Source organism: Bifidobacterium sp. UTCIF-1 (assembly GCF_006408915.1).
Taxonomy (GTDB): domain Bacteria; phylum Actinomycetota; class Actinomycetes; order Actinomycetales; family Bifidobacteriaceae; genus Bifidobacterium; species Bifidobacterium reuteri.
This window is the reverse complement of sequence record NZ_JFAG01000015.1, coordinates 74,307-85,217: the sequence shown is the minus strand read 5'-3', so window position 1 is coordinate 85,217 and position 10,911 is coordinate 74,307. Positions and strand designations below refer to the sequence as shown.

Annotated in this window: 7 protein-coding genes; 1 reads left to right on the top strand and 6 read right to left on the bottom strand. The window is 63.0% G+C overall.

The genetic code is table 11. The features are described from left to right. The 5 genes from BW09_RS11185 to dapE form a co-directional block, all read right to left on the bottom strand. The coding region (locus BW09_RS11185; RefSeq protein ID WP_258185031.1) for a DUF5011 domain-containing protein at window positions 1-1,331 on the bottom strand (1,331 nt) is incomplete at its 3' end. A gap of 1,179 nt (window positions 1,332-2,510) precedes the next feature. Continuing rightward, complete coding sequence (gene rpmA, locus BW09_RS07960; RefSeq protein ID WP_044089908.1) at window positions 2,511-2,762, bottom strand: 50S ribosomal protein L27; 252 nt, start codon at window positions 2,760-2,762, stop codon at window positions 2,511-2,513. A gap of 22 nt (window positions 2,763-2,784) precedes the next feature. Continuing rightward, window positions 2,785-3,093 carry a 50S ribosomal protein L21 gene (gene rplU, locus BW09_RS07955; protein WP_044089906.1) on the bottom strand — a complete coding sequence of 103 codons (309 nt, stop codon included), beginning with the start codon at window positions 3,091-3,093 and terminating at the stop codon, window positions 2,785-2,787. Between the two features lie 182 nt (window positions 3,094-3,275). After that, window positions 3,276-6,290, bottom strand: coding sequence for an Rne/Rng family ribonuclease (locus tag BW09_RS07950; RefSeq protein WP_181161721.1), 3,015 nt, complete (start codon window positions 6,288-6,290; stop codon window positions 3,276-3,278). 279 nt (window positions 6,291-6,569) lie between these two features. Beyond that, the gene (gene dapE / locus BW09_RS07945) at window positions 6,570-7,778 is read right to left on the bottom strand and encodes a succinyl-diaminopimelate desuccinylase (RefSeq protein WP_140462982.1); all 1,209 of its coding nucleotides are present in this window, start codon (window positions 7,776-7,778) and stop codon (window positions 6,570-6,572) included. Window positions 7,779-7,962: 184 nt separating this feature from the next. Between dapE and BW09_RS07940 the strand changes: the two genes are divergently transcribed. Beyond that, a complete protein-coding gene (locus BW09_RS07940; protein WP_140462980.1) occupies window positions 7,963-8,907 on the top strand; it encodes an AEC family transporter in 945 nt (314 codons plus the stop codon). Between the two features lie 323 nt (window positions 8,908-9,230). Here the strand turns inward: BW09_RS07940 and BW09_RS07935 are convergent, their stop codons facing one another. Then, window positions 9,231-10,754 carry a Maf family protein gene (locus tag BW09_RS07935; protein ID WP_140462978.1) on the bottom strand — a complete coding sequence of 508 codons (1,524 nt, stop codon included), beginning with the start codon at window positions 10,752-10,754 and terminating at the stop codon, window positions 9,231-9,233. Between the last annotated feature and the right edge of the window lie 157 nt (window positions 10,755-10,911).

Below are 10,911 nucleotides of genomic sequence, written 5' to 3'. Positions count from 1 at the left end.
CCCTCATCAGACACGGTCGCGCCCACAGCCAGAACCGTCGGATCCGAATACACGTACACGTCACCGGTCCGGCCCGCATAGCCGGCAGGCAATTGCAGCGTCACCTTCGCGCCCGGAGCGACCACGCCCAAGCCAATCAGGCCGTCGTCCCGCGTGTCCCCGGTCAGATCCCTGTCGGCATCCGGCGCCACCGTCTTCACCCGCACCACACGGGACACGGTCGCCGTATTGCCAGCCTTATCCTTGACCGTGTACGTCAATGTGGTCTCGCCAAGCTCGGACGTATCCACGGCGGACGGGGAGACCGTGACAGCGGAAGTCACATCACCATCACGATCATCCCTCGCGGACACACCAGCCAACGGATCGAACACAACACCCTGATCAACCGTCACATCAGACACACCAGCAAACACCGGAGCAACCGTATCCGGCGCGGGAGCCACACTACGATCCAACGCAATGTCACCGATCTTTATCGGAGACGTGTCACTATTGAGGATGAACACATACACGGTGAAGTACTTGACTTCGGAGTTCGCATACGCGGCATCAACGAACTTGGACAGGTCGGCGTCATCAAGAGTGCCGCTGCCCAAGGAGAACGGCTCCGAATCCCCATTGGCGTCAGCATAGAAGCGGTTGTAATAGTTGGCATACCAATTGTTCCCGAACGGCCCTTCATTAGCCATGGTTCCGTCAGGACCCATGCAGGATTGGTCATAGGTATTATCCTTCGCGGGCTCGCCACACGCTGCGATGTACAGAGCGCCACGGAAGGTGCCACCCCAGCCCGTAGACGTAATCGTCAGGTTCTTGAAATCGGACTTGCGCACCTTCGTCTGCTGAAGCTGAACCTTGTCGTACTGCCCGGCAGTTTGCCATTGCGCATACAGCACACCACCCTCGGGATACTTCACCTTGCCATTGGACAACTTAGGGGCCTGCTCGACAACGACCTTGTTAAAGGTGCTGGAGTCACGGCCAAAGTTGCGCCTGAACCTGTACCAGTCGCCAGTGCCGTCGGCCTTGGTGTTCCAACCATAGAAGTCGCGCCCATAGTCAAGCGTATCCGCATAATCAGAATCACCGGTGGTATCCAGATCCGGCGTCCAGGCATCGCCATCACGAACGCCCTCGATGGCATCCTTGACATAGAACATATCCCGGCCCCAGACCAGCTTCACGTCGCCGCTGGCGTTGTCGGCGGCATCGGCGGTGGCGGTGGCCACCATGCCGGTCAGCAGCATCGCCAAGGCGGCCAACACACCAACCAGACGCAGCCACAGTGGTTTCACGCCGCCCCTCATCACACTATCGCGATCCTTCATCGCACCCTCAATTCTCCTAGAGAAACAATCGCCCACAAACCACCCGGCGACTCACCAAACAACGCTACCGAGGGGGGGGACGCAAAAAACGAGACAACCAAGACCACATGACGAAACCAGCCACGAAACCAACCACAGTCGTACACCGGCCGTTCTCGACAAACCAGTCACGCGCCGACCGACTCCAGCGATGCCCGAGCACGCTTGTGGCCAGTTGTTGGCCACCTGACTTCACTGAAAACAAGCCGATTGACGGGAACGGGCCAACACATGGCCTTCCGGCTTCACTGAGCAGGCCGATAAGCAACCCGAGCGATGGAAGCTGGCCAGCATATGGCCGCCTGACTTCACTGAGCAGACCAGTGAACAACTCAAGCGATGGGAACGGGGCAACACATGGCCTTCCGGCTTCACTGAACGACTCGGGAGATGGGAGCCGGCCAGTACATGTCATGGCAACTTCACTGAGCAGGCCCTCAGCGAAGTCGCTGGACGAAAGCTGGCCGTCTGACTTCACTGAGCGTCCGACAGCGACGCCAGACGGGCACATGCTGGCCGGCCCCCTTCGCACACAACACCCCAGCGACACCAGACGGGCACACGCTGGCCAGCTCGCATCGCACGTGGCATCCTCGCGGTCTGCGTAAGTAATTCGTTGACGAATTGACTACCCCCCCAGTCCCGCTTCGCGGGCCAGCTCCCCTGACAAGGGGAGCCGATATTAAGCTAGCTCGTCCCGCAAGTACGGACGTGCCGCACGCGGCAGCCTGCTGGCTCCCCTTGTCAGGGGAGCTGTCGGCGTAGCCGACTGAGGGGTAGTCGTCAGAAGGCTAGCCGACCTGATTCGGTCTCTCCCCCAGTCAGCTACGCTGACAGCCCGTCCTGCAATTTAGGACGCGCTCTGCGCGCATCCTGCTGGCTCGCCTGCCGGCTCGCACGTCGCCTACAAACAGCTCCGCTGTTTGCTTAACGGCAACGTCCCATCAGAGGGGCCAGTACCACCGTTGGCTGCCTTACGGTGCTGTCCTGACAGGGGACCGAAATCAAGATAACAGCAATCGAGCAATAAAAAACCGCACTAGCGCAACAATATGCGCACAGTGCGGTTTGAAGAATATTCGCGATACTCGCGGTATCCGTTTGTTCGCTGCGTTTAGTCCAGCGAATCCGGCGAATCGCTCAGGCAGCGATGACGTCGACGACCTTGCGGTCACGACGGATGCCGAACTTCACGGAGCCGTCAGCGAGGGCGAACAGCGTGTGATCCTTGCCCATGCCGACGTTCTGGCCCGGGTGGAAGTTGGTGCCACGCTGGCGAACGATGATGTTGCCGGCCACGACAGCCTCGCCGCCGAACTTCTTCACGCCGAGGTACTGAGGCGACGAATCGCGACCGTTACGAGAGCTGGACGCACCCTTCTTATGTGCCATGATTCATGGTCCTTTCTATGACTCAGGCGATCGCCGTGATCTTGACGACGGTCAGCTTCTGACGGTGGCCCTTACGACGGGCGACACCGGTCTTGTTCTTGTACTTCATGATGTTGATCTTCGGGCCCTTGGCTTCGTCGTCAACGACTTCGCCCTTGACGGACACCTTGGCCAGATCAGCGGCAGCCAGCGTGACGTTGGCGCCATCAACAACGAGGGCAGCCGGGAATTCCACGGACTCACCCTTCTTGGCGTTAAGACGATTCACGAGGATGGTATCGCCAACCTCGACCTTTTCCTGATGGCCACCGGCCTTCACAATCGCGTACATGATAGTTCCTTTTATGTTTTGGAAAGCTTCCTTGCCTAACACGCACCGAGCCTGCGGTCAGACACCGAGTTTCGAATCTACACCTACACGCGGACGAAATCAACCGATTTCTGCCCGCGTGTCAAGCGCGACACACCCTTGGGCCTGTCGCGCATATGAACCGAGGATGAAGAGCCGGAAGCTCACTCCTCGGCGCTGTTGGCGGCCACGGCTGCGGCTGCGATCTGCGCCAGCTTGGCCTTGACGTCTGCGCTAGAGCCTGCCGGCTCAGGTGCGGGGGCGGTGCCGCGACCGTGCTTGTTGGTCTTGACGAACGGATCGCCACCGCGAAGCGCGTACGGATCGTCATAATCAGCCGAGACGGTCGGCTGATCGTGCAGGATGAAGCCGCGGCCCTTGCAGGTCGGGCATTCCTCGGAGAAGGCCTCGACCAGACCCTGACCGATGCGCTTGCGCGTCATCTGCACCAGACCCAGCGACGTGACCTCGGCCACCTGATGCTTGGTGCGGTCGCGGGCCAAGCATTCAATCAGGCGACGCAGCACCAGATCGCGGTTGGCGGGCATGACCATGTCCACATAGTCGATCATCACCATGCCGCCGATATCGCGCAGACGCAGCTGGCGAGCAATCTCCTCGGACGCTTCGAGGTTGCATCGGGTGACCGTCTCTTCCAGGGACTTGCCCCGGCCGATGAACCGGCCGGTGTTCACGTCGATTGTGGTCATGGCCTCGGTGCGGTCGATGACGATAGAACCACCGGACGGCAGGTAGACCTGACGCTCCATGCCCTTGCGCAGCTGGGAGTCGATCTGCCACTTGTCGAACACGTCCTTGCCGTTGTGGTCGGCCGGGTCCCACTTCTCCAGCTTGTCCTTCAGGTCGGGGGCCATGGTGTCAAGGTATTCCTCGATGCGGTCGTAGACCTTGTCACCTTCGACGATGAGCTTGTTGAAGTCGTCGTTGAAGATGTCACGCACCACACGGATGGCCACATCCGGCTCGCCCTGCAGCAGCTTCGGGCGCTTGCCATGCCAGAATTCCTCGCGCTTGGCGTTGATGCGCTCCCACTGGCGGGTCAGCGCCTCCAGGTCCTTGGTGATGGCCTCTTCAGACGCGCCCTCGGCGGCGGTACGGATGATCACGCCCATATCCTTCGGCGCGATCTTGGAGACGATGTTCTTCAGCCTCGAACGCTCACGCTCCGAGAGCTTGCGGCTCACGCCGGTCATGCCGCCGGAGGGCACCAGGACCAGGAAGCGGCCGGCGAGGGTGACCTGGGAGGTCAGACGCGCGCCCTTGTGGCCGATCGGATCCTTGGTGACCTGCACGAGCACCGGATCGCCGGACTTGAACGCCAGCTCGATGCGGCGAGGCTGGCCCTCAAGACGGGCGGCATCCCAATTGACCTCACCGGCGTACAGCACGCCGTTGCGCGCCTGGCCGATGTCCACGAAGGCAGCCTCCATGCTCGGCAGCACGTTCTGCACGCGGCCGAGGTAGATGTTGCCCACGGTCTGTACTTCCTGGATGTCGGACACGTAATGCTCCACGAGCACGTTGTCCTCCACCACGGAGATCTGGGTGTGATGCTCGCGTTCGCGCACCACCATCAGACGATCCACGTTCTCGCGGCGTGCGAGGAAGTCCTGCTCCATGAGCTGGCTCTGGCGGCTGCGTTCGCGACGGTTGTCGCGACGGCGCTGCTTCTTGGCCTCCAGACGGGTGGAACCCTCGACATCCGTGATCTCGTCGATGTACTGCTGCTTGCGGGAGCGACGGATAACCGGCTGCTCATCCTGCTGGTCCTCGCCGGCTTCGACGTTTTTGCCGCCACGGCGACGACGACGACGACGCGTAAGGGTCTGTTCGCCATCATCCTCGCGCTCCGCGCGGGAGTCGCCGTGAGACACGGCATCGTCTCCGCTTTCGGAGCCCTCCACGCCCTCGGTCTCATCGGGCATCGCTTCGCTACGCGATCCACGGCGGCGACGACGACGGGAGCGGGTGCGCATGGAATCGGACTCCTCGTCATCCTCTTCCTCGGTGATCGGCGCATAGGAGATATCGTCCAGCTCGAGGTCCTCCTCGATCTGTTCGACTTCCGCGGCTGCGCGCCGCTCCTGCGCATTCAACCGACGGGAGCGACGGGAGCGTGGAGCCTCCTCATCAGTCGCCGTGTCGGCACCGGTATTGGCACCGGCGTTGGAACCGGTTTCGTCGGCGTCATCCTGCGCATCGGCCGCCGCATGACGACGGGCCCGGACCGGACGCCGATCCTCAATCTCAACGCCATCATCGGCACGACGCGAACGGGAGCGGCGACGAGTGCGCGGCTCCTCCTCGTCGGCGTCGTCGGCATCAGCGTGATTGACGTAGCGGGTGGCCGGCAATACCGGCTCCTGGAACAGCAGAGAGGTCATCGGCTTGCCTCGGCGCACGGTTTCGTGCCCCTCCGGCAAGGAGTCGACGGCATCCAGCAATCGCTCGTCGGGATCATCCGGCTGAGCGTGATTCACGCGACCCATGCGATCGGTACTATCGGCACGATCCACTCGCCCCGCCCGCCCGGCAGCATCGCGCCTGCGACCACGATCGGCGCGGTTATCGCGGTCTTCCCGAACGCGATCTTCGCTGTCCCGCTCATCGGCATCATCGAAATCATAGCGGGAGGTTCGCGAGATGCGAGAACGGGTCGCCCGACGGGGAGCGTCGTCCTCGTCATCGTCATACGCTGCAGAACGGCGACGGCGCGGCGAACGATCATCCTCGGCAGCATCAGCCCTGCGCGTGCGGGACCGGCGGCGCACCAGACGGCGGTCGTCATCGGACGCGGAGCTGCGGTCATCGGCGGTATCGGCATCACCAGCATCGGTCGCGTTCGCGCCGGCGGTGTTGTCGTCAGCAGAAAGCGCCGGCGCCTCGAACAGCGGCGCGGGATGCTCCTGCACCTGAAGTTCCAGTGATGCGCCGGCAGCACCGGTGCCGCGCACGACGCGACGCCCGCCACGACGGCGGCGCGTCACAGGAGCGGGCGCAGGCGAAGACGCGGCGGCATCGGCGGATGCGCCAGCGGCTGCATGATCCTGAGCACCTGCTCGGGAATCGGTATTGGATACGGTTGAATTATCGGTTTCGTCACCGACGAAACCCTCAGGGTTCACAGTGGGCACAATGCTCCTCGCGGCGCGCTGCATCACGACGCCATCCGGGCCTGTACGCTTCGCTCACACCACGCTCTCACCGTGGCCGCGCGAACATGCGCTTCGCGTAAAGGCAACTTCGTCTCAAGTCTGTCCTGCGAATGGCGGACACCGGCGCTTGCGTTGTCTCTTTCTCGAGAGCCGCAAGGGGATCGACGCCATTTCGCACGCTGATGGTCATGCAGAACCACCGTCTTTCAGTATGCCACATTTTCTGGCAGACGTGCATGCTTCGCGTGGCTCGCGTTGAATACGCGGTCAGACGAAGTCGGTTCAGACGAGCCATCCGAGCAGCAGATCGGCGAGCGCCAGCAAATCGGACTCGGGGACCTGTTCGTCATGCTTATGCGCCAGCAGCGGGTCGCCGGCGCCGAGGTTCACCGCCGGAATGCCGAGTATCGCGAACCGTGCCACATCCGTCCAGCCAAGCTTGGCCAGCGGCTCGCGTCCGGTGCGCTCGCGGACCAGACGCGCCAGGTCCTGGGCGAGCGGCGCGTTGAGGCCCGGGCGAGCGGACGGGGATTCGTCCTTCATCTCAATGCCATAGCCCGCGAACACGCCGCCCGTGGCCACGTGTTCGCCATTGCCGAGTTCGGCACCGGCGTCCGCGCCCATCATCAGCGCCTTGGCATCGGCCAGCGACTTGTCCGGGGCGAAACGGTAGTTCACGTGTACGCGGCATTCGTCCGGGATGACGTTCGTGCCCTTGCCGCCGGAGATGAGCGTGGCGTTGAGACCCTCGCGGTAGTCGAGCCCATCCACGTTCACCGTGGCCGGCTCGTAGTCGTTGAGCCGGTTCAGGATGTCGGCGGCCTTGTGGATGGCGTTCTCCCCCATCCATGAGCGGGCGGAGTGCGCGGCGACACCGTGCGTGACCACATCGAATCGGATGGTGCCGTTGCAGCCGCCCTCGATGCCGCAGCTGGTGGGTTCGCCGATGATGGCGAAATCGCCCTGAATCCAATCGGGATGCGCTTCGACCACCTTGCGCAGGCCGTTCTTCTCCGCGGCGACCTCCTCGTGGTCGTAGAAGACATAGGTGAGATTGGTTTTCGGCGTGCTTCCCGAGCTGCTGCCGTCGAGGGCCGCGGCGAGGTAGAGCATCACGGCGTCGGATGCCTTCATATCGGTGGCCCCGCGGCCCCAGAGCACGCGCTCGTTCGGGTGGGCCTTGGCGATGTCCTCGCGGATCAGCGGATCGCCGGGCTCAAGCCAGCGCGGCGGGAAGTTGTCGATGACCGGTACGGTGTCGATGTGGCCCGCGAGTATGACACGCTGCTGCGGTCCGGTGAAATCGGTGGAAGCGACGATGGTGTCGCCGTGACGACGGACGGTCAGATGCGGGAACTGCCTCAGGAATGTCTCGATCTCGTCGGCGAGCGGACCCTCGGAGTCAGAGACCGAGTAGTTCTCCATGATTTGGGTCAACAGGCTGCTCAGTTGCACAGCTTTGGATGCGGTACGGTTCAATTCAAGCGTCATGGCACCAGCCTACCGCGAGGCCGGCTTGGGAATTCGGGATTGTCTCGCTTGCTGCGGCGCGGCACATCTGAGATGTATGCTGGCACAGGCTTGCGTCCGCGATACGGCCCGGAACGTGAGATTTGAGCACTATATGCGCTCGACTGTGCCACACTTGGTGCGGTAGAGGAGGCTTCAGTACATTATGACCGGTTTGATCAGCGCCATGCAGGGTTTCTGCGTGATCGGCATCGTCATCTTCGTGGGATACGTGGCGGCGCGCATGCGCATCGGCGGCCCAAGCGCGCAAATGGTGCTCAACCGGTTCTCGTTCTTCGTCTCCAGCCCATGCCTGATGTTCGCGATCCTGTCCAAGGAACCGATCTTCGATATCTTCCACCCATCGATCATCGTGGCGTTCCTGTCCGCCGTGCTCGTGGGCGTGGTGTTTCTGGTGCTCAATCAGACGTTCTTCCATCTCAAGGCACCGGACGCCACCATCGGCGCGCTGAACTCCCTATATCTGAATTCCAATAACATCGGCCTGCCGGTCGCCACGTACATTCTGGGCAACGGCGCGCTGGTGGCGCCGATCCTGGTGATGCAGCAGGCGCTGTTCACACCTATCGGCCTAACGGTGCTCGACGTGACCACCAAAGGCAAGGTCTCGGCCAAGGAGATTCTGAAGCAGCCGTTGCATCAGCCGCTGCTCATCGGCTCGCTGCTGGGCATCGTGGTTTCGGCGGTTTCGGCCAAACTCGGATGGTTCCCGGTGCCGAACTTCATCTACGACCCCATCAACATGATCGGCGAATCCGCGGTGCCGATGATTCTGATGGCGTTCGGCATGTCGCTGCACGGCACCAAGCCGTTGCAGCAGAAGGGCGATATTCCTGCCATCTTCACCGTGGCCGTGCTGAAGAACATCGTGATGCCGATCATCGCGTTCCTGCTCGCCTACTTCATGATGGGCTTCCGTGGTCCGGAACTCTATGCGTGCGTGGTGCTCGCCGCGCTGCCGACCGGCCAGAACGTGTACAACTACGCGGCCCGCTACAACGTGGGCCTCACATTCGCGCGCGACGGCATCCTGATGAGCACGATGACCAGCCCGGTGTTCATCGCGATCATTGCATTCCTGCTGAGCTGAGGAATCGCGATGAACCGCCGCGGCACAGCCGCTCCCCTCACCTACGGACAGTCCACCGGACTGTCCGCCTAACGGCTCGGCATCGCGATCATTGCATTCTGACACAGGCCAGTGATCCGTCTCCCCAATAATTGAGGGTTCGACTTCCGCCCCCGGTCAGCTTCGCTGACAGCCCGTCCTGCAATTAAGGACGTACTGCGTGCACGGCATGCTGCCTCGCCTGTCGGCTCGCACGCCGCCTACAAACAGCTCCGCTGTTTGCTTCACGGCAACGGTCCCACAGAGGGGGCCAATCATCACTCGAACAATTGCTGACGCGGGCGCTAGGCGGCGGTTCGCGCCAGCTCGTCTAGACGCGCGGCAAAGCGGGGCCAGTCGGTCTTCATGGCGGTCAGGAGCTTGAGCGTCGGCACTTTGTCGATCGGCACCCAGCTGATCTCCTTGCTTTCGTCGTCGTTGGGCCTCGGGTCAACGGCGTGGCCCGGCTTCTCGAACGCGAACACGGTGGTGTACGCCCACGGGCCGTGGTCCTCACGATAGGAGCCGACCACCTCGATATCCTCCGGGGTGATGTTCGCCTCCTCGTAGCTCTCACGCAGCGCGCCCTCGATCGGCGACTCGCCGTCTGCCGTGGCACCGCCTGGGATACCCCAGGTGCCGCCTTCCGCGCTCCACGCGGCGCGATGCTGCATCACCACATGGGTCACCTCGCCGGTCGACGGGTCGCGGCGGGCCAGCAGGATGCCCGAAGCGCCGTTGGTGCCCCAATGCTTGCGCCCGCACGCGCAGTCCACCCAGCCGTCGCCGGGCTGGTGCACGTTCTCGATCGGGGGCAGATTGTCCTTCCCTGCCGCCGGGATGCCGGCCGCATCCGCGGATTCCGGGGCGATCTCGCCGCGCTGCACATTCCACAGGTCGGTCCAGTCCACGCCCAGCTCCTTGACCAGCTTGCGCAGCAGGGGCAGGCTGATGCCGATAATGCCGTGCGGATCGCCTTCAACGCCGTCGATGAACGCGCCGCCGAAGCCCTCCAAAGTAAACGATCCGGCCACTTCCAGCGGCTCGCCGGTGGCGATGTACCGTTCGATGTCCTTATCGGAGTAATCGCCGAACTTCACCACGGCGTGACTGGCACCGCGCGCCACGCGCCCGCTGGCGAAATCAATGACACAGTGCCCGGTCCACAGCTCGCCGCTGGCACCGCGCATCCGACGCAGACGCTCGCGTGCAACCTCGGGGCTGTGCGGCTTGCCGTAGCATTCGCCGTCCATGAGGAACATCGAATCGCAGCCGACGATGAGCGGGCCGATGCTCGAGCGTGTGAGGCCCGGCTGCAGGGCCACGACGTTGGAGATCGGCTCGGTGACGGTCGGCATGTCCACACCGGAGAAGTCGCGCGTGGTGGCGATGCGGTCCTTGGAGTAGTCGATGGGCGCGGCGGTTTCGGAAGTCGGCTGGGCGGACTTCCCCTGATTGGTCTCCATGGCAACGCCGGCGGACTCGCGACCATGCTCAGTCGACTTCGCCTTTTTCGCATCCTCGGCCTGCACTTCCGGGGCGCGCAGCGGGTAGGCGATCACCCTCTCGCCGGTCGCAGCGGCGGCCGTGGCGGCCACGTCACGATACGCGCGATGCACGGCCTGCGCCTTGGCTTCGGCAAGGATCATCACCCGCTGGTCCACGGTCAGCTCATCGACCGTGACGCCGGCGGCCTGCGCGGCGGTTTCGAGCGCGGCCGGCTCGTCCACATGCGAGACGCGGATGGTCGGGCAGATGCCGGCCGAGTACAGCACATCGCGGCGCGGGCGCGACTTGGACGCCAAAATCAGCGGAATGGGAACGGACATATACCCTCCTGACGTAGGTTCACTACCAGCATTGTATGAATCGGCACGGGCATACCAACCGGGCGGTACCAAGACGTGCGCAACGCACAATCCGCATCGCACACGACACGCCCGGGCCGGATTTGCCGCAACGATTCGCCGTCCACACACGTATATA

Bases quoted from the DNA above. Each gene is read 5' to 3' on its own strand.
- rplU (WP_044089906.1), bottom strand. From the start codon at position 3,093: ATGTACGCGATTGTGAAGGCCGGTGGCCATCAGGAAAAGGTCGAGGTT.
- BW09_RS07940 (WP_140462980.1), top strand. From the start codon at position 7,963: ATGACCGGTTTGATCAGCGCCATGCAGGGTTTCTGCGTGATCGGCATC.
- rpmA (WP_044089908.1), bottom strand. From the start codon at position 2,762: ATGGCACATAAGAAGGGTGCGTCCAGCTCTCGTAACGGTCGCGATTCG.
- BW09_RS07935 (WP_140462978.1), bottom strand. From the start codon at position 10,754: ATGTCCGTTCCCATTCCGCTGATTTTGGCGTCCAAGTCGCGCCCGCGC.
- dapE (WP_140462982.1), bottom strand. From the start codon at position 7,778: ATGACGCTTGAATTGAACCGTACCGCATCCAAAGCTGTGCAACTGAGC.
- BW09_RS07950 (WP_181161721.1), bottom strand. From the start codon at position 6,290: ATGCAGCGCGCCGCGAGGAGCATTGTGCCCACTGTGAACCCTGAGGGT.